Source organism: Actinomadura sp. GC306 (assembly GCF_004348665.1).
Classification (GTDB): Bacteria; Actinomycetota; Actinomycetes; order Streptosporangiales; family Streptosporangiaceae; genus Spirillospora.
Window position 1 is genome coordinate 1 of sequence record NZ_SMKM01000091.1, and the last position, 21,966, is coordinate 21,966.

22 protein-coding genes are annotated in these 21,966 nt (G+C 73.2%); 11 read left to right on the forward strand and 11 right to left on the reverse strand.

What is annotated here, in order from left to right; all coding sequences use genetic code 11:
* The coding region (locus E1200_RS15265) for a SelB C-terminal domain-containing protein (protein ID WP_207933364.1) at positions 1–313 on the forward strand (313 nt) is incomplete at its 5' end.
* Positions 314–387: 74 nt separating this feature from the next.
* Positions 388–1,581: an RtcB family protein gene (locus E1200_RS15270; protein WP_131952631.1), complete on the forward strand. Its 1,194-nt coding sequence runs from the start codon at positions 388–390 to the stop codon at positions 1,579–1,581.
* A 122-nt stretch (positions 1,582–1,703) separates the two neighbouring features.
* Here E1200_RS15270 and E1200_RS15275 read toward each other — a convergent pair whose 3' ends face one another.
* On the reverse strand, positions 1,704–2,513 hold the full coding sequence (locus E1200_RS15275) for an alpha/beta hydrolase (RefSeq protein ID WP_131952632.1): 810 nt from the start codon (positions 2,511–2,513) through the stop codon (positions 1,704–1,706).
* Positions 2,514–2,656: 143 nt separating this feature from the next.
* On the opposite strand from E1200_RS15275, the gene moaA reads away from it, so the two are divergent.
* Genes moaA through E1200_RS15290 form a run of 3 tightly spaced genes read left to right on the forward strand, consistent with a single transcriptional unit; the run spans position 2,657 to position 4,567 of the window.
* Complete coding sequence (gene moaA / locus E1200_RS15280; RefSeq protein WP_243708581.1) at positions 2,657–3,646, forward strand: GTP 3',8-cyclase MoaA; 990 nt, start codon at positions 2,657–2,659, stop codon at positions 3,644–3,646.
* A complete protein-coding gene (locus E1200_RS15285; RefSeq protein WP_131952634.1) occupies positions 3,646–4,215 on the forward strand; it encodes an NTP transferase domain-containing protein in 570 nt (189 codons plus the stop codon). Before moaA ends, E1200_RS15285 begins: the two co-directional genes overlap by 1 nt.
* Positions 4,216–4,264: 49 nt before the next feature.
* Complete coding sequence (locus E1200_RS15290) at positions 4,265–4,567, forward strand: DUF6457 domain-containing protein (protein ID WP_131952635.1); 303 nt, start codon at positions 4,265–4,267, stop codon at positions 4,565–4,567.
* A 7-nt stretch (positions 4,568–4,574) separates the two neighbouring features.
* Here the strand turns inward: E1200_RS15290 and E1200_RS15295 are convergent, their stop codons facing one another.
* A complete protein-coding gene (locus E1200_RS15295; RefSeq protein ID WP_131952636.1) occupies positions 4,575–4,817 on the reverse strand; it encodes a hypothetical protein in 243 nt (80 codons plus the stop codon).
* Positions 4,818–4,898: 81 nt separating this feature from the next.
* Here E1200_RS15295 and E1200_RS15300 point away from each other — a divergent pair, with 81 nt between their 5' ends.
* On the forward strand, positions 4,899–6,329 hold the full coding sequence (locus E1200_RS15300; RefSeq protein WP_243708582.1) for a DHA2 family efflux MFS transporter permease subunit: 1,431 nt from the start codon (positions 4,899–4,901) through the stop codon (positions 6,327–6,329).
* 35 nt (positions 6,330–6,364) lie between these two features.
* Here E1200_RS15300 and E1200_RS15305 read toward each other — a convergent pair whose 3' ends face one another.
* The 3 genes from E1200_RS15305 to E1200_RS15315 all read right to left on the reverse strand — a co-directional run bounded on the left by E1200_RS15305 (position 6,365) and on the right by E1200_RS15315 (position 9,091).
* The gene (locus E1200_RS15305) at positions 6,365–7,675 is read right to left on the reverse strand and encodes an NAD(P)/FAD-dependent oxidoreductase (protein WP_131952637.1); all 1,311 of its coding nucleotides are present in this window, start codon (positions 7,673–7,675) and stop codon (positions 6,365–6,367) included.
* Positions 7,665–8,480, reverse strand: coding sequence for a tryptophan 2,3-dioxygenase family protein (locus tag E1200_RS15310; protein WP_131952638.1), 816 nt, complete (start codon positions 8,478–8,480; stop codon positions 7,665–7,667). Before E1200_RS15310 ends, E1200_RS15305 begins: the two co-directional genes overlap by 11 nt.
* Before the next feature lie 80 nt (positions 8,481–8,560).
* A complete protein-coding gene (locus E1200_RS15315) occupies positions 8,561–9,091 on the reverse strand; it encodes a MarR family transcriptional regulator (RefSeq protein ID WP_131952639.1) in 531 nt (176 codons plus the stop codon).
* Positions 9,092–9,145: 54 nt separating this feature from the next.
* Between E1200_RS15315 and icmF the strand changes: the two genes are divergently transcribed.
* Positions 9,146–12,364: a fused isobutyryl-CoA mutase/GTPase IcmF gene (gene icmF / locus E1200_RS15320; RefSeq protein WP_131952640.1), complete on the forward strand. Its 3,219-nt coding sequence runs from the start codon at positions 9,146–9,148 to the stop codon at positions 12,362–12,364.
* Between the two features lie 6 nt (positions 12,365–12,370).
* Positions 12,371–13,165, forward strand: coding sequence for a helical backbone metal receptor (locus E1200_RS15325; RefSeq protein WP_243708583.1), 795 nt, complete (start codon positions 12,371–12,373; stop codon positions 13,163–13,165).
* Here E1200_RS15325 and E1200_RS15330 read toward each other — a convergent pair.
* The 4 genes from E1200_RS15330 to E1200_RS15345 form a co-directional block, all read right to left on the reverse strand.
* Positions 13,159–13,767 carry a TetR/AcrR family transcriptional regulator gene (locus tag E1200_RS15330; RefSeq protein ID WP_165950321.1) on the reverse strand — a complete coding sequence of 203 codons (609 nt, stop codon included), beginning with the start codon at positions 13,765–13,767 and terminating at the stop codon, positions 13,159–13,161. The genes E1200_RS15325 and E1200_RS15330 overlap by 7 nt on opposite strands.
* Before the next feature lie 43 nt (positions 13,768–13,810).
* A complete protein-coding gene (gene fabG, locus E1200_RS15335) occupies positions 13,811–14,566 on the reverse strand; it encodes a 3-oxoacyl-ACP reductase FabG (protein ID WP_131952642.1) in 756 nt (251 codons plus the stop codon).
* Positions 14,567–14,579: 13 nt separating this feature from the next.
* The gene (locus tag E1200_RS15340; RefSeq protein WP_131952643.1) at positions 14,580–15,731 is read right to left on the reverse strand and encodes an acyl-CoA dehydrogenase family protein; all 1,152 of its coding nucleotides are present in this window, start codon (positions 15,729–15,731) and stop codon (positions 14,580–14,582) included.
* A gap of 643 nt (positions 15,732–16,374) precedes the next feature.
* A complete protein-coding gene (locus E1200_RS15345; protein ID WP_131952644.1) occupies positions 16,375–16,704 on the reverse strand; it encodes a DUF3099 domain-containing protein in 330 nt (109 codons plus the stop codon).
* Positions 16,705–16,777: 73 nt separating this feature from the next.
* Here E1200_RS15345 and E1200_RS15350 point away from each other — a divergent pair, with 73 nt between their 5' ends.
* The gene (locus tag E1200_RS15350) at positions 16,778–16,990 is read left to right on the forward strand and encodes a dodecin (RefSeq protein WP_131952645.1); all 213 of its coding nucleotides are present in this window, start codon (positions 16,778–16,780) and stop codon (positions 16,988–16,990) included.
* 57 nt (positions 16,991–17,047) lie between these two features.
* Here the strand turns inward: E1200_RS15350 and E1200_RS15355 are convergent, their stop codons facing one another.
* Together E1200_RS15355 and E1200_RS15360 are read right to left on the reverse strand one after the other, a co-directional pair.
* Positions 17,048–18,424: a metallopeptidase TldD-related protein gene (locus tag E1200_RS15355; RefSeq protein WP_131952646.1), complete on the reverse strand. Its 1,377-nt coding sequence runs from the start codon at positions 18,422–18,424 to the stop codon at positions 17,048–17,050.
* Positions 18,421–19,920, reverse strand: a complete 1,500-nt coding sequence (locus E1200_RS15360) for a TldD/PmbA family protein (RefSeq protein WP_207933365.1) — start codon at positions 19,918–19,920, stop codon at positions 18,421–18,423. The genes E1200_RS15355 and E1200_RS15360 overlap by 4 nt, the downstream gene beginning before the upstream one ends.
* A 161-nt stretch (positions 19,921–20,081) precedes the next feature.
* On the opposite strand from E1200_RS15360, the gene E1200_RS15365 reads away from it, so the two are divergent.
* Both E1200_RS15365 and fabI read left to right on the forward strand, forming a co-directional pair.
* Positions 20,082–20,786 carry a beta-ketoacyl-ACP reductase gene (locus E1200_RS15365; RefSeq protein ID WP_131952648.1) on the forward strand — a complete coding sequence of 235 codons (705 nt, stop codon included), beginning with the start codon at positions 20,082–20,084 and terminating at the stop codon, positions 20,784–20,786.
* A 3-nt stretch (positions 20,787–20,789) separates the two neighbouring features.
* Positions 20,790–21,572, forward strand: a complete 783-nt coding sequence (fabI, locus tag E1200_RS15370) for an enoyl-ACP reductase FabI (protein ID WP_131952649.1) — start codon at positions 20,790–20,792, stop codon at positions 21,570–21,572.
* Positions 21,573–21,966: the final 394 nt, after the last annotated feature.

Genomic DNA, 21,966 nt, shown 5'->3' on the forward strand with positions numbered 1-21,966 from the left:
CCTCGCGGACGCCCCCTTCGCGGCCCCCGGGCCCGGTCGGCTCGCCGAACTCGGCCTCACCGGCCCGGCCCTGGCCGCCGCCGCGAGCGCCGGCGCCGTCCTGCGCATCGACGACCCCGCCGCCGGCGACGGCGATGAGGACGCCATCGTCCTGCTGCCGGGCGCCGACCACGCGGCCCTGCGCATCCTGTCCGGCCTGCCGCAGCCGTTCACCCCGGGCCAGGCCGGTGACGCCCTCTCGACCAGCCGCCGCGTCGCCGTCGCCCTCCTGCGCCACCTGGACGGACTCGGCCTCACCGAGCGCCGCACCTGAAAACCGGTTGAGACACGCGCGGCTAATCTGGCCTTATAGATCACGGTTCGGATCCCGTCGATCAAGGAGAAGGCATGCCGTACCAGACCATCGAGGGCGGCCGCGTTCCCATCCGGATGTGGACCGACCCCGCCACCGTCGAGGACCAGGCCCTCGACCAGCTCCGCAACGTCTCCGCGCTGCCGTGGGTGGAGGGCCTCGCGGTGATGCCCGACGTCCACTACGGCAAGGGCGCCACGGTCGGCTCGGTCATCGCCATGCGGGGCGCGGTGTCCCCGGCGGCCGTCGGCGTCGACATCGGCTGCGGGATGACCGCCGCGAAGTCGTCGCTCACCGTCGAGGACATGCCCGACGACCTGTCCGGCCTGCGCGCCGGGCTGGAGAAGGCGATCCCCGTCGGCCGCGGCACCCACCGGGAGGCCGTCGACCCGTCCGCGCTGCCGAACCTGAAGGAGCGCGGCTGGTACGACTTCTGGGCCGGGTTCGACGGCCTGCACTACGGGGTGCAGTCCCGCCGGGGCCGCGCCCGCACGCAGATGGGCACGCTCGGCGGCGGCAACCACTTCCTGGAGCTGTGCGCGGACGACGAGGGCGCGATCTGGCTCGTCCTGCACTCGGGGTCCCGCAACATCGGCAACGAGCTCGCCGAGCGGCACATCGAGGCCGCGCGCGGGCTGCCGCACAACCGGGACCTGCCGGACGACGACCTCGCCGTGTTCATCGCGGGCACCCCGAAGATGGACGCCTACCGCCACGACCTGTTCTGGGCGCAGGAGTACGCGCGCCGCAACCGCGCCGTCATGATGGCGCTCGCGCAGAACGTCGTGACCCGCCGGTTCGGCGGGAGGCGCTGCCGCTGGGAGGAGCCCGTCTCCTGCCACCACAACTACGTGGCGGAGGAGGAGTACGACGGCGTCGAACTGCTCGTCACCCGCAAGGGCGCCATCCGCGCGGGCGCCGGCGACCTCGGCATCATCCCGGGCTCGATGGCGACCGGCACCTACATCGTGCGCGGCCTCGGCAACGAGACCGCCTACAACTCCGCGTCGCACGGCGCGGGCCGCAAGATGAGCCGCAACAAGGCCCGCAAGAGCTTCACCGTGGACGACCTGGTCGAGCAGACGCGGGGCGTCGAGTGCCGCAAGGACGGCGGCGTCATCGACGAGATCCCCGGCGCCTACAAGGACCTGGAAACGGTGATGGAGTCCCAGACCGACCTGGTAGAGGTGGTGGCCCACCTGCGCCAGCTCATCTGCGTCAAGGGCTAGCCCTCAGGCCGGTCACGGGTCGCACGACCCGCCGGGCGGCGGGCCGTTTCACGAGACGCGCCAGCGGATCGGGGAACGGCTCGCCGCTCGCAACGGGGGTTCCAGGGGGGCGCCCCCCTGGGCTAACTGGGCAGGTGCCTCTCTATGAAGGTGGTCACGTCGGTGAGGACCTCGTCCTGGTTGGTCTCGTTGAAGACCTCGTGGCGGGCGCCGGGATAGACGCGCTCGGTGAGGTCGTCGCCGCGGACCGACTCGATGCCGGCGCGGGTGGCGGCCGGCGGGACCAGCCGGTCGTCCTCTCCGTGCACGTAGAGGACCGGCAGGGCGCCCAGGGAGCCGTGCTCGTTGATGCGGCGCATGGCGGTGTCGAGGGCCCGCACGGTCTGCTTCTTGAACGGGCCGTGCCAGACGAGCGGGTCCTCGGTGTACGCCGTGCCGACCGCCGGGTCGCGCGACAGCGTGGACGTGTCGATCGGCTCGTCGGGCATCTCGTCCAGCGGCAGGAGCCGCTCGGCGACGTGCCAGTTGCCGAGGACCGGGCCGGACAGGACCAGGGCGGTGAGGAGCCCGCCGTGGAGCTGGGCGTACCGGGTCGCGATCAGGCCGCCCATGGAGTGGCCGATCATCACGACGGGCAGGCCGGGGTGGTCGCCGCGCGCCGACTCCACGACCGTGTGCACGTCGGCGACGACGTCCTCGAAGTCCTCGATCAGGACGCGTTCGCCCGCGGAGCGGCCGTGGCCCATGTGGTCGGGCCCGCAGACGACGGCGCCGTGCCGGACGAGGACGTCCGCGACGTGGTCGTAGCGGCCGAGGTGCTCGCCGTACCCGTGCACGAGGACCGCGACGTAGCGCGGGTCGCCGGCCGCCCAGATCCGGGCGGTGATCGCACCCCGCGTCCCCGCGAACTCCCACTCCCGGACCGTGGTCACGATGGCCTCCTCGACCGTTGACGCAACGTAACCGTCTCCCGTGAGGGGACGGAACGTCAACCTCCGGAATAGGGTGGACAGTGCGACCGCAATCCCCGGCCGCCCGCGACCGCGGACGGCCGGTCAGCAGGAAAGGGGCGCCCGTGCTGGTCGACACCTTCGGCCGAACCGCGACGGACCTGCGGGTCTCCCTCACCGACCGCTGCAATCTCCGGTGCTCGTACTGCATGCCGCCCGAGGGGCTGGACTGGCTGCCGAAGCCGGAACTGCTCACCGACGAGGAGGTGATGAGGCTCGTCGGGCTGGCCGTCGGGGAACTCGGCGTCACCGAGGTCCGCTACACCGGGGGCGAGCCGCTGCTGCGGCGCGGCCTGCCGGACATCGTGCGCCGGACGGCGGAACTGAGCCCCCGGCCCCAGGTCTCGCTGACCACCAACGGCATCGGGCTGGACCGGCTCGCCGCGCCGCTGGCGGAGGCGGGGCTCGACCGCGTCAACGTCTCCCTCGACACCCTCGACCGCGCCACGTTCAAGCGGCTGGCGCACCGCGACCGCCTCGACGACGTCCTGAAGGGCCTCGCCGCCGCGCAGGCCGCCGGCCTGGAACCGGTCAAGATCAACGCGGTGCTGATGCGGGGCGTCAACGAGCACGAGGCCGCCGCGCTGCTGCGGTACTGCCTCGACCGCGGCTACCGGCTGCGGTTCATCGAGCAGATGCCGCTGGACGCCCAGCACGGCTGGACCCGCGAGAACATGGTCACCGCCGACGAGATCCTGGCGAAGCTGTCGGCGGAGTTCGACCTCGCTCCGGACACCGCGCACGACCGCGGCAGCGCGCCCGCCGAGTCGTTCACGGTGGGCGGCGGCCCCGCGACCGTGGGGGTGATCGGCTCGGTGACGCGGCCCTTCTGCGGCGCGTGCGACCGGGTGCGGCTCACCGCCGACGGGCAGGTCCGCAACTGCCTGTTCGCCACCGAGGAGTCCAACCTGCGCGACGCGCTGCGGGCAGGCGCCACCGACACCGAGCTCGCCGACCGCTGGCGCAAGGCGGTGTGGGCCAAGCGGGCGGGGCACGGCATCGACGACCCGTCGTTCCTGCAGCCGGCGCGGCCCATGTCGGCGATCGGCGGCTGATGGGCCCGCGCCCCGGGCCGTTCGACGCCGTCGTGCTGGCCGGCGGGCGCGCCCGCCGGTTCGGCGCCGACAAGCCCGCCGCGCCGGTCGGCGGCCGCGCCCTGATCGAGTGGACGGCCGCCGCCGCGTCCGGCGCGTCCCGGCTGGTCGTGGTGGGGCCGCCGCGGGACGTGCTGCCCGGCGCCGTGCTCACCCGCGAGGACCCGCCCGGCGCCGGCCCGGTGCCCGCGCTGCGCGCCGGGCTGGCCGAGGTGCGCGCGCCGCTGCTGGCGCTTTTGGCCGCCGACCTGCCGTTCCTGCGCCCGGAGCACGTGGCCCGGCTGCTGGACGCGGTGGGGGAGCGGCCGGGGGCCGTGCTGGTCGACGGGGACGGCCGCGAGCAGTGGCTCGCCGGCTGCTGGCGCACCGACGCCCTGCGGACGGCCCTGGCCGGCTACTCGGGCGCGTCGCTGCGCGGGCTCCTCGGCCCGCTCGGTCCCGCCGCGGTCGCGCTGCCCGCGGGGGCGCGGCCCGCGTGGTTCGACTGCGACACCCCCGAGGAGCTGGCCGCCGCCGAGCGCCTGCTTTGATCGTGCGAGAGTGGGCAGGTTCGCCGAGACCACGCGTGAGGGGGACCCCATGTCGGTGCTTGAGGACTGGATCAACGCTGTCTGCGGTGAGCTGGGCCTGGAACGCTGCGAGATCGACCGCGACCTGGTGCTGGACCTCGCCCGCGACGTCGCGCACGGTGTCGCGCGCCCCGGCGCGCCGCTGACGGCGTACCTGCTGGGGCTCGCGGTCGGGCGGGGCGAGCCCGCGCGGGACGCCGCCGCCCGGCTGACGGAGATGGCCGAGAACTGGGCCGCCGAGCCCGCGGAGAAGGCGGAGGTGCCCCGCCAGGAGCGCGGCCCGGCGGAAGAGCCGGTCCTCGACGACGCGTGACCCGCCGCTAACCCCCGGCGGGCGGCGCCTCGCGGTCGGCGGCGGGCACGACGTCCTTCAGGAAGTCGCGCCGGGACAGGAACGCCGACAGGCTCTCGCGGTGCTCGTCGCACGCCAGCCAGATCTTCCGCCGGTCCGGGGTGTGGATCTTGGGGTTGTTCCAGCGCAGCGCCCAGACGGCGGCGGCGCGGCAGCCCTTGGCGGAGCACAGCAGTTCGTCGGGCCCGGTTCCCGGAGCGGAGTCGGTCATCGATCAACTGTGGCACAGCCGGCCGTGCGGGAGGCCCCCGGCCCGTGTTTCGTCCGTGAGCCTCCCGGTTAGGAGCCAGCAGTGCGGAGCGAGGCCACCGACGCCACCGGCGGTGACTGGGACAGGCGGCGCCGCTGGGAGGCGCTTTCCGTGTGCCTCGTCGCGGCGTTCATGACGCTGCTCGACGTCAGCATCGTCAACGTGGCGCTGCCCTCGATCCGCGACGGGCTCGGTGCGTCCGAGGCGGGGCTGCAGTGGATCCTGTCGGGGTACGCGCTGACGTTCGGCCTAGTCCTGGTGCCGGCGGGGCGGCTCGGTGACGCGCGCAGCCGCCGCGCGGTGTTCATGTTCGGGCTCGCGCTGTTCACGGTGGCGAGCGCGCTGGCCGGGATGGCCCCGTCGGTGCTGTTCCTCGTCGTGGCGCGGCTCGTCCAGGGCGTGGCGGGCGGCATCATCAACCCGCAGGTCGCGGGCCTCATCCAGCAGCTGTTCCGCGGCACCGACCGGGGGCGGGCGTTCGGCGCGCTCGGCGCCGTGATCGGGATCGCGACCGCCATCGGCCCGATGCTCGGCGGCGGGCTGATCTCCCTCGCCGGCTCCGCGGACGGCTGGCGCTGGGTGTTCTACGTCAACGTCCCGGTCGGGGTGGTGGCGCTGGTGCTGGCCTGGCGGCTGCTGCCCGCGCCCGTCTACGGGGAGCGGCAGGGCCTCGACCCGGTCGGGGTGCTGCTGCTCGGCGCGGGCGTCGTGTGCCTGCTGCTACCGCTCGTCCAAGAGCAGGAGTGGCGGGGAAACGCGAAATGGCTCCTGGCCCTCGCGGGGGTGGTGCTGATCGTCCTGTTCGCCGCGTGGGAGCGCCGGGCCCGGACGCCGATGGTCCGCCTCGCCCTGTTCCGGTTCCGCTCCTACGCGCTCGGCTCGACGATCGCGCTGCTGTACTTCGCCGGCTTCACCGCGATCTTCTTCATCCTCACCCTGTACCTGCAGAGCGGGCTCGGCTACAGCGCGCTCGGCGCGGGGTTCGCCATGACCCCGTTCGCGGTGGGCTCCGGATTCGGATCCCTCGCCGGGGGGCGGCTGGTCGCGCGGTTCGGGCGCGCGACCGTCGCCGGCGGGCTGGCCCTGGTGCTCGCCGGCGTCGGCGCGACGTGGGTGGCGGTCGAGCTGAACCCCGGCGGCGGCGTGGGGTGGGCGATCGCGGCGCCGCTGCTGGTGGCGGGCCTCGGCAGCGGCCTTGTCATCGCGCCCAACCAGACGATCACGCTGTCGGAGGTGCCCCACACCGAGGGCGGCAGCGCGGCGGGCGTGCTGCAGACCGGCCAGCGCGTCGGCACCGCGGCCGGCATCGCCGCCGTCGGCTACGTGTTCTTCGGCGCCCTCGCCGGGACCGGCGGGGACTGGGCGACCGCGTTCCGGCGGGGACTGGTCGTGATCATCGTGTTCGTGTTCGCGGCGCTGGCGGCGGCGGTCGCCGACCTGCTCGCCGACCGCCGTGACCGGAGGCGCCCGTGACCGGAGGCGCCCGTGAACGACCTGCCCGGTGACCGTCAGCGCCGGCGGCGCAGCGCCCGGGCCGACACGGCGAGGAGCGCCGCGGTGCCCGCGGCCGCGCCCGCGAGGACGAGGTTCTGCCGCCGGAGCCGCGCCGGGATCTCCGCGTACGGCATCGTCGAGAACGACACCAGCTCGTAGCGGGACACGTAGCGGCCGGCCAGGCGGCGCTCCAGCGCGTGCGTCGCGGCCTGCCCGGCCCGGTACACCGGGGACGCCACGCGGTCGCGCATCTCGATGAAGTTGTCGAGGGCCATCTCGGCGATCGCGTCGGTGTTGGGCTTGCGCCGCTCCTGGTAGCGGGCCAGCGCCCGCGCCCAGTCGCCGCCGGTCTCGGTGAGGCACCGGTCGATCTCGATGCAGTCCTCGAACGCGCAGTTGGCGCCCTGCCCGTAGAACGGGACGATCGCGTGCGCCGCGTCGCCCACCAGCGCGGCGACGGCGGCGCCGCCCTGCCGCGTCCAGGGCCAGGAGCGGACGGTCACCAGCGACCCGACCGGGTTGTGCGCGAAGTCGGCGGCGAGGCTCGGCATGAGGGCCGCGGCGTCGCGGTAGTGGCGTTCGAAGTAGCCGGTGACCTTCGCCGGCGTGTCGAGCGCGGCGAGGTCGTCCTTCGGCCAGAACAGCGTGCAGGTGAACGACCGGTCGAGGTTCGGCAGCGCGATCATCATGGCGGTGCCGCGCGGCCAGATGTGCAGCGCGTCGGGGTCGAGCGCGAACCCGCCGTTCCGCGGCGGGATCGTCAGCTCCTTGTAGCCGTGCTCCAGGAAGTCGGTGTCGGCGTCCAGGCCGAGGGACCGGCGGACCGCGCTGTAGGCGCCGTCCGCGGCGAGGACGACGCCGGCCGGTTCGGGCGGCGCGTCCTGGAAGAGCACCGTGCCGGCGTCGAGGTCCACCCCGGCGACGCGCGAGGAGAACCTCAGCGTGACGCCGGGCGTGGCGCTCGCGGTGTCGAGCAGCGACCGGTTGAGGTCGGCGCGGCCGATGGAGTTGATGGCGCGCTCGCCGTCCGCGCTGTAGGGCTGGAAGTTGGTGGCGCCGTCGGCCGGGTGCACCATCCGGCCGTGCATCGGCAGGGCCAGCTTGAGGCAGTGGTCCCGCAGGCCGACCTCCTCCAGCGCGGCGAGGCCGCGGGCGGAGACCGCCAGGTTGATCGACCGGCCCCGCTCGGCGCCGGAGACCCGCGGGTCGGGGCGCCGCTCGTACACCGTCACCGGGATGCCGCGCCGGCCCAGCAGCACCGCCAGCAGGGAGCCCGCCAGGCCCGCGCCGATGATCGCGACGCGCTCGCCGCCGTCACCCGCCATCGGCGGTGCCCTCCCCGGAGGCGGGCGCCTCGGTCTGCGAGCGGACCTCCCACAGGTCGGGGAAGGCGGGCGTGAACAGCGTGCGGCGCAGGTAGTCGGCGCCGGCCGACCCGCCCGTGCCGATCTTCGCGCCGATCGTCCGCTCCACCATCTTCAGGTGCCGGTACCGCCACTCCTGGACGCCCTCGTCCACGTCGACGAGCGCCTCGCAGACCTCGGCGGCGGGCCCGGACTCGTCGGCGTACACGGCGAGCAGCGCCTTCTGGACGCCGGGGTCGGGCTCCCAGGGCCGGGACGTGTCGCGGTCGAGCGCCTCGCGCGGGACGGCGAAGCCCTTGCCGTCCAGGTACCGCAGCAGCGAGTCGAACATCGACGGGCGCGCCACCGCCGCCTGGAGCCGCTCGTCGTCGCGCAGGTCCGACGCGGGGAACCTGCGCCGTCCGAGGACGGCCTCAATCTCGCGGAACTGCTCGCTCTGGAACCCGCTGGAGGAGCCGAGGACGTCCCGGAACGCGGCGAACTGCCGGGGCGTCATCGTCTCCAGCACGTCCAGCTGCCCGACGACCGTCTTGAGGATCTTGGCGATGCGGCGGGCGGTGTGCAGCGATCCGGCGCTGTTGCCGTCCTCCAGCCTGCGCTGCAGGAGGTCCGCCTCGTGGAGGATCTGCTTGAACCACAGCTCGTAGACCTGGTGGATGATCACGAAGAGCAGTTCGTCGTGGGCCCGGGTCTTCGGCTCCTGGCAGGCCAGGAGGTCGTCGAGCTTCAGGTAGCCGCCGTACGTCATCGTCGGCGAATCCGCCATCACGCCTCCTTGCGACACAACGGATGTGTCCGCAGCATAAGGGATGTCGTTCCGGGCGCCCGCGGGGGCGCCCGGCGGGGTCAGCCGAGGTCGCCGGCGCAGTCGCGGACGGTGCGCAGCGCCGCCGTGATCTCCGCGGCCCGCTCGGCGGGCAGGCCGGCGATGCCGAAGCCCGCCTCGTTGAGGGCGAGCGTGGCCTCCTCGGCGAGCTCGCGCCCGGCCGGGGTGATGGTGGCGAGGACGACGCGGCGGTCGTCGGAGGAGGGGCCGCGGCCGACCAGCCCGCGCCGCTCCAGGCGCCCGATCACGTTGGTGACCGAGGCGGGGTGCACCATGAGGCGGGTGCCCATCTTGCCCATGGGGAGCGTCCCGGTCCGGGTGAAGGCGAGCAGGCGCAGCGCCTCGTAGGCCGCGAAGGTCAGCGCGTAGGGTTTGAGAACGGCCTCGATCCGGCTCAGCAGGAGCTGCTGGGCCCGCATGACCGAGGTGACGGCCGCCATGTGGTCGGCGTGGTCGGGCCAGCGGAGGCTCCACTGGCGGTGGGCCTCGGAGATCGGGTCGGGGGAGTGCGGCACCGCACCACCGTATGCGGTCTTGACCGGCTCGCGCATGCAAACTACTTTAACTTCCAAATATTGGATGTCCAAGGTTTGGGGTGGGGGACGGTGACCGAGGAGCTGCACACGCCGGTGCATCCGGTGCGGTTCGTGACGGCCGCGGCCCTGTTCGACGGGCACGACGCGGCGATCAACATCATGCGGCGCATCCTGCAGTCCCAGGGCGCCGAGGTGGTGCACCTGGGGCATGACCGCTCGGTGCGCGAGGTCGTCGGCGCCGTGCTGGAGGAGGACGCGCAGGGCGTCGCGATCAGCTCCTACCAGGGCGGCCACGTCGAGTACTTCGAGTACCTGTCGCAAAGCCTCAAGGAGGCGGGCGCCGAGCACGTGAAGGTGTTCGGCGGGGGCGGCGGGGTCATCGTCCACGAGGAGATCGCCCGGCTGTCGGGCGCCGGCGTGCGGATCTTCTCGCCCGAGGACGGGCAGCGCCTCGGCCTCCCCGGCATGATCAACGAGCTGGTGCGCGACTGCGACGCCGACCTCGCCGCCGAGCCCGTCCCCGCAGCCGCCGTGCTCGCGGGGGACCGGCGCGCCCTGGCCCGCACCATCACCTGCCTGCAGGCCGGGCGCCTGCCCGGCGAGGACCGGGCCGCGCTCGCCGAGGCGGCGCGCGAGCGGCGCGTCCCCGTGCTCGGCATCACCGGGACGGGCGGGTCCGGCAAGTCGTCGCTCACCGACGAGCTGGTGCGGCGGCTGCGCGTCGACCAGCGGGACGGGCTGCGCGTCGCGGTGCTGGCCGTCGACCCCACCCGGCGGCGCGGCGGCGGCGCGCTGCTCGGCGACCGGATCAGGATGAACGCCCTGGACGGCGACCGCGTCTTCTTCCGCTCGCTGGCCACGCGGGGCGCGCGGGAGCTGCCCGACGGCATCGAGGACGTCATCACCGCCTGCAAGGCCGCCGGGTACGACCTCGTCATCCTGGAGACCCCCGGCATCGGGCAGGGCGACGCCGCCATCGTCCCGCTGGTCGACGTCTCGCTGTACGTGATGACGCCCGAGTTCGGCGCCGCGTCCCAGCTGGAGAAGATCGACATGCTCGACTTCGCCGACGCGGTCGCGATCAACAAGTTCGAGCGGCGCGGCGGGGCGGACGCCCTGCGGGACGTGTCGCGGCAGATGATCCGCAACCGGGAGGCGTTCGGGAAGCGCCCCGAGGACATGCCGGTGTTCGGCACCAGCGCCGCCACGTTCGACGACGACGGCGTCACCGCCCTCTACCGGTACCTCGGCGGGCTGCTCGGCGAGCACGGGCTGCGGCTCGCGGACGGCGCCCTGCCCGAGGTCGCCACGAAGGTCTCCACCGGCGCCGCGACGATCATCCCGCCGGGCCGGGTGCGGTACCTGTCCGACATCGCCGAGACCGTGCGCGGCTACCACGCCGCGACCGTCCGGCAGATCGCGGCCGTCCGGCGCGTCCAGCGGCTGGACGAGGTGCGCGCCGAGCTGGCCGACGCGTCCGAGGTCGAGGGGCTGCTGGAGCGGGCCCGCGGCGACGTGGCCCCGGAGAACGCCGCGCTGATCGAGGAGTGGCCGGCGGTCGTGGCGGCGTACTCGGGCGAGGAGCAGGTCGTCCGGATCCGCGACCGGGAACTGCGCACGGTGCTGACCCGCGAGTCCCTGTCGGGCACCCGCGTCCCGCGCGTCGCGCTCCCGCGCTACACCGACCACGGCGAGCTGCTGAGGTTCCTGCGCAACGAGAACCTGCCGGGCCGCTTCCCGTTCACCGCCGGGGTGTTCCCCTTCAAGCGCGACAACGAGGACCCCGCGCGCATGTTCGCGGGGGAGGGCGACCCGTTCCGCACCAACCGCCGGTTCAAGCTGCTGTCGGAGGGCCAGCCCGCGACGCGCCTGTCGACCGCGTTCGACTCGGTCACCCTGTACGGGCGCGACCCCGACGAGCGTCCCGACGTGTACGGCAAGGTCGGCACGTCCGGCGTGTCCATCGCGACCCTGGACGACATGAAGGCCCTCTACGACGGGTTCGACCTGGCGTCGCCGACGACGTCGGTGTCGATGACGATCAACGGCCCGGCGCCGACGATCCTCGCGTTCTTCCTCAACACGGCCATCGACCAGGGCCTCGACGCCTTCTACGAGGAGCACGGGCGCGAGCCCGACGCGCGGGAGGCCGCCGAGATCCGCGCGCGCGTCCTGTCCACCGTGCGCGGCACCGTGCAGGCCGACATCCTCAAGGAGGACCAGGGCCAGAACACCTGCATCTTCTCCACCGAGTTCTCCCTGCGGATGATGGGCGACATCCAGGAGTGGTTCATCGCCAACGACGTCCGCAACTTCTACTCGGTGTCCATCTCCGGCTACCACATCGCCGAGGCCGGGGCGAACCCCATCAGCCAGCTCGCGTTCACCCTCGCCAACGGCTTCACCTACGTCGAGTCGTACCTGGCGCGCGGCATGGACGTGAACGACTTCGCCCCCAACCTGTCGTTCTTCTTCTCCAACGGCATGGATCCCGAGTACAGCGTCCTCGGACGCGTCGCCCGCCGCATCTGGGCCGTGGCCATGCGCGACCGGTACGGCGCCAACGAGCGCAGCCAGAAGCTCAAGTACCACGTGCAGACGTCCGGGCGGTCCCTGCACGCGCAGGAGATGGCCTTCAACGACATCCGCACGACGCTGCAGGCGCTCATCGCCGTCTACGACAACTGCAACAGCCTGCACACCAACGCCTACGACGAGGCCGTGACCACGCCGACGGCCGAGTCGGTGCGGCGCGCCCTGGCGATCCAGCTCGTCATCAACCGCGAGTGGGGCCTCGCGATGAACGAGAACCCGCTGCAGGGGTCGTTCATCATCGACGAGCTGACCGACCTCGTCGAGGAGGCGGTCCTCGCCGAGTTCGACCGCATCAGCGAGCGCGGGGGCGTGCTCGGCGCGATGGAGACCGGCTACCAGCGCGGCCGCATCCAGGACGAGTCGATGCTGTACGAGCAGCGCAAGCACGACGGGTCGCTGCCGATCATCGGTGTCAACACCTTCCGCGGCCCCGACGCCGCCGACGGCACACCGGACACGATCGAGCTGGCCCGCGCCACCGAGGAGGAGAAGCGCTCCCAGCTCGAACGGGTCCGCGCCTACCAGGACGCGCACCGCGACGAGGCGAGCGAGGCCATCGCCGCGCTGAAGGAGGCGGCCCGGTCGCGCGGCAACGTGTTCGCGGTGCTGATGGACGCCGCCCGCGTGTGCAGCCTGCAGCAGGTCACCGAGGCGTTCTTCGAGGTCGGCGGCCAGTACCGCCGGAACGTGTAGCCGCCGATGACGCCGCCGATGACGCCGCGGACGGCCCCGCTCGACGACACCGGCCACCCGGTCCCCGTCCCGGACCGGGTGCGCCGCGTCGTGTCGATCGTCCCGTCGCTGACCGAGACCGTCGCGGCCACCGCGCCCGGCCTGCTCGCGGGCGCCACCGACTGGTGCACCCACCCCGCGGACCTGGACGTGCCGCGCGTCCGGGGGACGAAGAACCCCGACCTGGAGCGCATCGCGGAGCTGCGTCCCGACGTCGTCCTCGGCAACACCGAGGAGAACCGGCCCGCCGACATAGCCGCCCTGCGCGCCGAGGGGACCGCGGTCTGGATGACCGAGATCCGTACCGTGGACGAGGCGCTGGCGTCGCTGCGCCGCATGCTCACCGAGGCGTGCCGGGTCCCGGCGCCGGGCTGGCTGGACGAAGCGTCCCGCGTCTGGGCCGGAATCGCGCCGGGGGAGCCCCGCGCGGCGGTGATCCCGATCTGGCGGCGGCCGTGGATGGTCGTCGGCCGCGACACCTTCACCGGGGACGTCCTGTCCCGCCTGGGCGTGTCGAACGTGTACGCCGGCCATCCCGAGCGCTACCCGAAGATCCCCCTGGCGGAGCTGAACGCGGCCGGCGCGGACCTGGTCGTCCTGCCCGACGAGCCCTACCGGTTCACCGCGGACGACGGCCCGGAATCGTTCCCCGGGATCGACGTCGCGCTCGTCGACGGCCGGCACCTCACCTGGTACGGCCCGTCCCTCGCCGGCGCCCCGGCGGCGCTGGCGGCCCGGCTGGCCGCCGCCCGGCCCTACTGACCGCCCTGCCCGTCTCCGCGGGCGAACATCGCCTCGACGCAGGCGGCCATGCGGCCGTCCAGCTCCTCCGCCGGCAGGCCGATCTCCCGCGCCAGGTGCTCGCGCAGCAGCGTGTACCCGTAGATCGTCGACGCGATCGCCGCCTGCACCGCCTCGACGTCCTCGACCGGCAGCTCGCCCCGCGCCGCCTCCGCGGCGAGGTCGGCGCGCCCCGCGCCCTTGTTGAGCAGCACCCGGGGCCGGTCGTCGCCGTCCAGCACCAGCAGCGACGCCAGGACGACCGGCTCGGGGTTGCGCAGGCTCTTCCAGAACAGCCGCGACAGCCGCTTGCGCAGCGGCAGGCCGGCCGCGTCGACGGCGTCCTCCGCGTTGGGCCGGGACCGGTGGAACAGCGCCGAGCGCAGCAGATCCCGCCGCGACCCGAAGTACTGGTAGACCAGCCCCCGGTTCACCCCCGCCTCGTCGGCGACCTGCCGCAGGTTCAGCCCGGCGAGGACGCCGCCGCGCCGCAGCAGCGCGATGGCCGCCGCGCGCAGCGACTCCTCGGTGGCCTCCCGGTCCCGCGCCGGGCCGTCCCTGCGGGCCGGCCGCGGCGCGGTCACGTGCGGTCCCCCCGCGGGGGGACGGCCTCCCACAGCCCCCGGCTCATGCCCGGGGGCCGCCCGCGACGTAGATGACCTGCCCCGACACGAACGAGGCGTCGTCGCTGACCAGGAACGCCACCGTCCCGGCGATGTCCTCGGGGACGCCGACGCGGCGGACGGGGATCTCCTTGGCCGCGGCGGCCTTGAAGTCCTCCCACTCGACGCCGACGCGCGCGGCGGTCGCGGCCGTCATCTCCGTCGCGATGAACCCCGGGGCGATCGCGTTGGCGGTCACGCCGAACTTGCCGAGCTCGATCGCGAGGGTCTTGGTGAAGCCCTGCAGGCCCGCCTTGGCGGCCGAGTAGTTGACCTGCCCGCGGTTGCCGAGCGCCGACACCGACGACAGGTTGACGATGCGGCCCCAGCCGGCCTTCGTCATGTGCTCCTGGGCGGCGCGGCTCATCAGGAACGAGCCGCGCAGGTGCACCGCCATGACGGTGTCCCAGTCGTCGTCGGTCATCTTGAACAGCAGGTTGTCCCGCGTGACGCCGGCGTTGTTGACCAGCACCACGGGCGGGCCCAGCTCCGCCGCGACGCGCGCCACGGCGGCGGAGACCTGCGCGGCGTCGGAGACGTCCACGCCGACGGCGATCGCCTTCCCGCCGTCTCCGCCGATCTGCTCCACGGTGCCGGCGCACGCGGCCTCGTCGAGGTCGCAGACCGCGACCGCGAAGCCCTCCCGGCCGAGCCGGACGGCCGTGGCGGCGCCGATGCCGCGCGCCGCGCCGGTGACGATGGCGACCCGGTTGTCACTCATGTCGACTGCCCTTTCAGACCTGGATGTCCTTGGCGATGATGGTCTTGAGCACCTCGCTGGTGCCGCCGTAGATGCGGCTGACCCGCGCGTCGGTGTACAGCCGCGCGATCGGGTACTCCAGGATGTAGCCGTAGCCGCCGTGGAGCTGCAGGCACTTGTCGACGACGCGGGCCTGGACCTCGGTGCAGAACAGCTTGCACATGGCGGCGTCGGCGGGGGTGAGCTCCCCGGCGTCCAGCGCCTCGATGCACCGGTCGACGAGCGACCGCGCCGCCTCGACCTCGGTGGCGCACTCGGCGAGGACGAACTTGGTGTTCTGGAACGACGACACGGTCTTGCCGAAGACCGTCCGCTCCTGCACGTACCTGCGGGCGAACTCCACGGCCGCGGCCGCGGACGCGTAGGAGCTGGTCGCGATGCCGAGGCGCTCCTCGGCGAGGTTGTGCGTCAGGTACTCGAACCCGCGGCCCTCCTCGCCGAGCAGGTCCTCCACCGGGACGCGGACGTCGCTGAACGACAGCTCGGCGGTGTCGGAGCTGCGCAGCCCGATCTTCTCCAGCTTGCGGCCGACCGCGTAGCCCTCGCTCCTGGTGTCCACCGCGAGGATGGACAGGCCCGCCCGGCGGTTCTCCGGCGTCGCCGGGGACGTGCGCGCGACCACGAGCACCCGGTCGGCGAGGACGCCGCCGGTGATGAACGTCTTGGCGCCGTTGAGGACGTAGTGGTCCCCGTCGCGCTTCGCGGTCGTCTGCATCCCGGCGAGGTCGGAGCCGGTGCCGGGCTCGGTCATCGCGATGGCCGTCATCATGTCGCCGGACACGAACGGCGGCAGCCAGCGCTTCTTCTGCTCCTCCGAGCCGTACTTCAGCAGGTACGGCAGGACGAGGTTGACGTGCACGCCGTAGCCGCCGAAGCTCACCCCGGCGCGGGCGCACTCCTCGGAGACCACGGCCTGGTACTTGAAGCTCGTCTCCCCGGCGCCGCCGTACTCCTCGGGGACCTGGATGCCGAACACCCCGAGCTCCCCGAGCTTGTTGTAGAAGGCGCGCGGCGGGTGGCCGGCCTTCTCCCACTCCTCGTAGACGGGCGCGACCTCCGCCTCGATGAACGCCCGGATCGTCTCCCGGAACGCCTCATGGTCCTCGTCGAACACGGTGCGGCGCACGCTGGGCCCCTTTCACTGCGCTGTTAACAGAACGCTAACCTAACTCGAATCCAGTTCTAGAATCAAATACGAGTCGGGTGGGACACCGTGCCGGCGGCGGCCGGGCTCGTAGACCTGCCGCGGCAGCGGCCTGGGGAAGACGGTCCGGGCCCCGCCCACGGCGCGGACGCCCATCTCGCCAGGGCGCCGCGAAGGAGTTCACCCCGGGAAGGCGATGCGACGAGACATGGAGCTGATATGTCTCGCGAGGACTCGGACGGTGCGCGGCCGGGAAACGGTGCGCCGCGCGGATCACCTGGCGGAAAAGTTCGGGCCGGCGGGATTTCGGACCGTGGCCGAAGTAGGCCATGTCCGGGCCTTGCCGTTCCCGCCTGGATGTGCGGCGCGCCCGCGGCGGGCGGTCAGGGCCGGGACGCGGCGTCAAGCGCGGCCCACGCGCCGTTGCGCGCGGAGCCGGGGAAGTGCCGGGAGAAGCCCCCGGACATGAAAAGCGGCGCCGGGTGGATACGGGGGCAATCCACCCGGCGCCGCATCATCGGTGTTCCGACGGGGGCCCGGAACACCGGCACGGGCGCTCCGACGGGGGACCAGAGCGCCGGTACAAATCGTACACCGAAACCCCCCGCGGTTAGTCAAGAGAATGTCACGACCGGATTTCCGGTCGCTGTCCGGAAACCGGCTTCTGTCCGTGCTGCGCGTGGTCGCCGAAGGTCGCGGTCGCCACCGGCTCCCGGCCGCCGTTCGCGACGATGACGGCGATGTACGGCAGCACCAGCGCGGTGACCACCAGGCACAGCACCGCCCATGCCGGCGCGCCCGCCACGGCGGCGAGTATGGCGCCGACGAAGCACACCGTCCGCACGGCCATCGACACCAGGTAGCGCCGCTGCCGGTGCTCGATGTCCTCCGACATCGGGCGGGGGGCGTCGGTGACCGTGTAGACCTCCGGCTCCCGCCGGTGATTGACCTTCACCATTCCACGGTAAGCCCATGGAGTCCGGCTGGCGACAGCAGTACGGGTCAAAACATCGCATCGGAGGAACGACATGACGGATCGCACCTACCGGGTGACGGAGATCGTGGGCACCTCGCCGGAGTCGGTCGAGAGCGCCGTCCGCAACGGCGTCCGGCGCGCCGCGCAGACCCTGCGCCACCTGGACTGGTTCGAGGTGACCGAGGTCCGCGGCCAGATCGAGGACGGGGAGGTCGCCCACATCCAGGTCACCATGAAGGTCGGCTTCCGCCTGGAAGACGCCTAGCGGCCCGCTGAGCCGCCCCCGGCCCCGGTCCCGTCCGGGCCCGGGGCCGGCGGGGCGTCAGGTCGCCTGGCTCACCGTCGACATGTTGAAGTCGGGGACGCGCAGGGCCGGCATCGCGGCGCGGGTGAAGTAGTCCGACCACTCGCGCGGCAGCGTCGGGCCGGTCTCGCCGACCTCGCCGATGCGGGACAGCAGGTCCACGGGGCTCTCGTTGAACCGGAAGTTGTTCACCGCCCCGACGACCTCGCCGTCCTCGACGAGGTACACCCCGTCGCGGGTGAGGCCGGTCAGCAGCAGGCTCTGCGGGTCGACCTCGCGGATGTACCACAGGCACGTCAGCAGCAGCCCCCGCTCGGTGCGGGCGACCATCTCCTCCAGCGACGCGCCGCCGCCCGGCCCCGCCATCGCCAGGTTGTCGACGGGCGGGGTGACCGGCAGCCCGGTGCGCGCGGCCGAGTGCCGGGTCTGGGTGAGCGAGGTGAGCACGCCGTCCCTGATCCAGTCGGTGGCGCCGAGCGCGAGGCCGTTGTCGAACACCGACGACTCGCGGCCGGAGGCGTGCGCGACGACGAACGGGGCGCACTCCAGGCCGGGCGCGGCCGGGTCGCTGGACAGCGTGACGGGCACCTCCGCGAGTCGCTCCCCGACGCGGGTGCCGCCGCCGGGGGCGCTGAACACCGTCCGGCCGTCGCCCGCGTCCTGCGCGCCCGCCGACCAGTACAGGTAGATCATCAGGTCGGCGACGGCGGACGGCGGCAGGATCGTCTCGTACCGCCCGGCCGGCAGGTCCACCCGCCGCTCGCCCCACTCCAGCCGCCGGGCGAGGCCGGCGGTCAGCGCGGGCACGTCGACGTCGGTGAAGTCGCGGGTGCCGGCGCCCGCCCACGCCGAGCCGCCCGCGCCCTTGGCGTTGAGCTCCAGCAGCCCGGTCGGCTGGTCGTGCCGCAGCCGCAGCCCCGCCGAACTGCCCAGGAACGTCGAGGTCAGCATGTGGTTCGCGAACCCGTACAGGCGCCGGCCGCCGGCCTCCGCGGCGGCGAACGCCTCGCCCAGCGCGGGCGCGACCCCCTCGAACACCCCGATCCCGGTCTCGGCCGGGTCGTCGTCCCACCCGGTCGCGGGCGGCCCCTCGGCCACCAGCGGGGCGGCGTCCTCGGCGGGCTCGTTGCCGGCGGCGTCGGCCTCGGCGGCGCGCACCAGGTCCTCGACGCCGTCCGCGCCGACGGCCGACCGCGACACCACGCCCGCCGCGACGCCGTCCGCGGTGTCGCGCAGCGCGATGACGGTCAGCCGGCTGGACCGGGTCACGCCGTTGGTGGTGAGCGTGTTGCCCGCCCAGCGCAGGTTCGCGGTGCTGGACTCCTCGGCGATGACGACGCAGTCGTCGGCCCGCGACGCGGCCAATGCCCGCTCGACGGCCTCCTGAGCCCTCACTGGCCCGCCTCCTTCAGGGTGTTGAGGATGTTGACGCCGCGGAACAGCGCCGACGGGCAGCCGTGGCTGACCGGCGCGACCTGCCCCGGCTGGCCCTTGCCGCAGTTGAACGCGCCGCCCAGCACGTACGTCTGCGGGCCGCCGACGGCCTCCATCGAGTTCCAGAAGTCGGTGGTGGTCGCCTGGTAGGCGACGTCGCGGAGCTGCCCGGCGAGCCGCCCGTTCTCGATCCGGTAGAACCGCTGCCCGGTGAACTGGAAGTTGTAGCGCTGCATGTCGATCGACCAGCTCTTGTCGCCGACGATGTACACGCCGCGCTCCACCCCGGAGATCAGCTCGTCGGTGGACGGGCCGCCCTCGGCGGGCCGCAGCGAGACGTTCGCCATCCGCTGGATCGGCATGCTGGACGCCGCGTCGGCGAACGCGCACCCGTTGGAGCGCTCGGCGCCGGTCAGCCGCGCGATGCGCCGGTCGGTCTGGTAGCCGGTGAACAGCCCGCCGGAGACGATGTCGAACGACTGCGTCTGCACGCCCTCGTCGTCGTAGCCGATGGTGGCCAGGCCGTGCTCGGCGGTGCGGTCCCCGGTGACGTTCATGACCTCCGAGCCGTACCGCAGGCTCCCCAGCTTGTCGGGCGTGGCGAACGAGGTGCCCGCGTACGCGGCCTCGTACCCGAGCGCCCGGTCGAGCTCGGTCGCGTGCCCGATCGACTCGTGGATCGTCAGCCACAGGTTCGACGGGTCGACCACCACGTCGTACACGCCCGCCTCGACCGACGGCGCGGCGAGCTTCTCGGCGAGCAGCTCGGGGATGCGGGCCAGCTCGTCGTCCCAGTCCCAGTGCTCGCCCGACAGCCACTCCCACCCGTACCCGGCGGGCGGCGCCAGCGTCCGCATCGTGTCGAACAGGCCGTCCCTGATGCCCACGGCGTTCACCACCGGGTGCAGCCGGACGCGCTGCTGGGTCGTGACGGTGCCCGCGAGGTCGGCGAAGAACTTGTTCTCCCGGACCTGCAGCAGCGTCGCGTCCACGTGGTCGACGCGGTCGTCGCCGAGCAGCCGGCGGCTCCAGCCCGCCAGCAGCGCCACCTTCTCGGCGGTCGGCACGTCGAACGGGTCGACCTCGTACGCCGACACCCACGTGCGCTCCCCGTGGACGGGCTCGGGGGCCAGCTCGATCGGCTCGCGGTTGACGGGACGGGCGACCGCGGCGACCTCCACCGCCCGGGCCGCCAGCCCGGCGGCGCCCTCGGGCGTCAGGTCGATGCCGGCGGCGAAACCCCACGTGCCGTCCTTGACGACGCGGACCGACAGGCCGACGTCGTCGGCGTCCAGCGCCGTCTCCAGCGCGGCGTCGTGCAGGCGGAGGGTCTGGCTGCGGATGCGCTCCACGCGGAGGTCGGCGTGCTCGGCGCCCAGCTCCCGGGCCCGGGACAGGGCCGCGTCGGCCAGCGCGCGCAGCGGCAGCGCGGTGAAGGCGGGATCGATGTCATGCACCCTTGGCAACCTACCCGCCGGGTCCGCCGCGCGGCCGAACAAACACGGATGGCGGATCTTGTCGGTTCGGCACATCCGCAGGGTCGGGGAAGGCCGCTAGTGTCGTGCGCTGTCATCACCGTGCGAAGCGGTGCACCACGAACAGCAACGAGAGGGTCGTGATGAGTCGCTCTGTCCTCGTCACCGGGGGGAACCGGGGCATCGGCCTGGCGATCGCCCGCGAGCTCGCCGCCGCGGGCGACGCCGTCGCCGTCACCTACCGGTCCGGCGAGCCGCCCGAGGGCCTGTTCGGCGTGCGCTGCGACGTCACCAGCGCCGAGGACGTCGACGCCGCCTTCGGCAAGGTCGAGGCGGAGCAGGGCCCGGTCGAGGTCGTCATCGCCAACGCCGGCATCACCAAGGACACCCTGCTCGCGATCATGAGCGAGGAGTCGTTCACCTCGGTGCTCGACACCAACCTCACCGGCGCGTTCCGCGTCGCCAAGCGCGGCGTGAAGGGCATGATGCGCAAGCGCAAGGGCCGCATCGTGCTGGTCTCCTCCGTCGTCGGGCTGTCCGGGTCGGCGGGCCAGACCAACTACGCCGCGTCCAAGGCGGGCATGGTCGGCTTCGCGCGGTCCCTCGCCCGCGAGCTCGGCTCGCGCGGCATCACCGTCAACGTGGTCGCGCCCGGCTTCGTCGAGACCGACATGACCGCGGTCCTCAGCGAGGACCAGCACAAGGCCGTCACCGCCGCGATCCCGCTCGGCCGCATCGCGCAGCCCGACGAGATCGCCAAGGCCGTGCGGTTCGTCGCGAGCGAGGACGCCGCCTACATCACCGGGGCCGTGATCCCCGTCGACGGCGGCCTGGGAATGGGGCACTGACGCATGGGAATCCTCGAAGGCAAGCGCATCCTCGTCACCGGCGTCCTCACCGACGCCTCCATCGGCTTCCACGTCGCGCGGATCGCGCAGGAGCAGGGCGCCGAGGTGGTCCTCACCGCCTACCCCCGCCCGACCCTCACCGCGCGCACCGCCAAGCGCCTCCCGTCCGGTCCCGACTCGCCGCCCCCGGTGATCGAGCTGGACGTGATGAACACCGGCCAGCTCGACGCCCTCGCCGGCAACCTCCGCGACAACGGCTTCGACCACCTCGACGGCGTCGTCCACGCCATCGGCTTCGCACCGCAGAGCGCCCTCGGCGGCAACTTCCTCGAAACGCCCTGGGAGGACGTCGCCACCGCCGTCCACGCCTCGGCCTACTCCCTCAAGTCCCTGACGATGGCCTGCCTGCCCCTGATGAAGGACGGCGGGTCCGTCGTCGGCCTCGACTTCGACGCCACCAAGGCCTGGCCCGTCTACGACTGGATGGGCGTCGCCAAGGCCGGCCTGGAATCCTGCGCCCGCTACCTCGCCAAGTACCTCGGCCCCCAGGGCATCCGCGTCAACCTCGTCGCCGCCGGCCCCCTCGCCACCATGGCCGCCAAGAGCATCCCCGGCTTCGAGGGCATGGTCGAGATGTGGCCGAAGGCGGCCCCGCTCGGCTGGGACGTCAAGGACAGCGAACCCACCGCCCGCGCCTGCGCCGCCCTGCTCTCCGACTGGTTCCCCGCCACCACCGGCGAGATCGTCCACGTCGACGGCGGCATCCACGCCATCGGGTCGTATTAATTGTATTGCCCTTGGCGGTCAGGCCCTGGAGGGCCTTCCCATCAACGGGCAATACGCGCGATCGCTGCATCGCTCCGACTCGCCTAGCGGCTCGCTGCGCGATCAGGTTTCTTGCTTCGCTCGAAACCTGCCTTCGGACGCGATCGCAGGCGTTGGGGTCGGTGCGGGGCCGGCGCGGTGGCCGGTGTCGGTGCGCCCCGCTCCGACCTTCGCTCGGCGATCCCTCCTCGGCGGCGCGTTCGGCTCGCTGGTGATCGGGTTCCCCGTTGTGCGGGGCCTGCCTGCGGACGCGATCGCACCGCGTTGCCCCGCTGTGGTCGGGCGCTCAGCGCCTTTCCCTCGGGGGGAGGGCGGTGCGATCGCTGCGGCGCTCGCCTTGGGGCTAGCGGGGGGT

Coding starts and splice junctions, on each gene's coding strand:
- E1200_RS15270 (WP_131952631.1), top strand. CDS start 388: ATGCCGTACCAGACCATCGAGGGCGGCCGCGTTCCCATCCGGATGTGG.
- E1200_RS15285 (WP_131952634.1), top strand. CDS start 3,646: ATGGGCCCGCGCCCCGGGCCGTTCGACGCCGTCGTGCTGGCCGGCGGG.
- E1200_RS15290 (WP_131952635.1), top strand. CDS start 4,265: ATGTCGGTGCTTGAGGACTGGATCAACGCTGTCTGCGGTGAGCTGGGC.
- E1200_RS15295 (WP_131952636.1), bottom strand. CDS start 4,817: ATGACCGACTCCGCTCCGGGAACCGGGCCCGACGAACTGCTGTGCTCC.
- E1200_RS15305 (WP_131952637.1), bottom strand. CDS start 7,675: ATGGCGGGTGACGGCGGCGAGCGCGTCGCGATCATCGGCGCGGGCCTG.
- E1200_RS15310 (WP_131952638.1), bottom strand. CDS start 8,480: ATGGCGGATTCGCCGACGATGACGTACGGCGGCTACCTGAAGCTCGAC.
- E1200_RS15315 (WP_131952639.1), bottom strand. CDS start 9,091: ATGCGCGAGCCGGTCAAGACCGCATACGGTGGTGCGGTGCCGCACTCC.
- E1200_RS15325 (WP_243708583.1), top strand. CDS start 12,371: ATGACGCCGCCGATGACGCCGCGGACGGCCCCGCTCGACGACACCGGC.
- fabG (WP_131952642.1), bottom strand. CDS start 14,566: ATGAGTGACAACCGGGTCGCCATCGTCACCGGCGCGGCGCGCGGCATC.
- E1200_RS15350 (WP_131952645.1), top strand. CDS start 16,778: ATGACGGATCGCACCTACCGGGTGACGGAGATCGTGGGCACCTCGCCG.
- E1200_RS15365 (WP_131952648.1), top strand. CDS start 20,082: ATGAGTCGCTCTGTCCTCGTCACCGGGGGGAACCGGGGCATCGGCCTG.
- fabI (WP_131952649.1), top strand. CDS start 20,790: ATGGGAATCCTCGAAGGCAAGCGCATCCTCGTCACCGGCGTCCTCACC.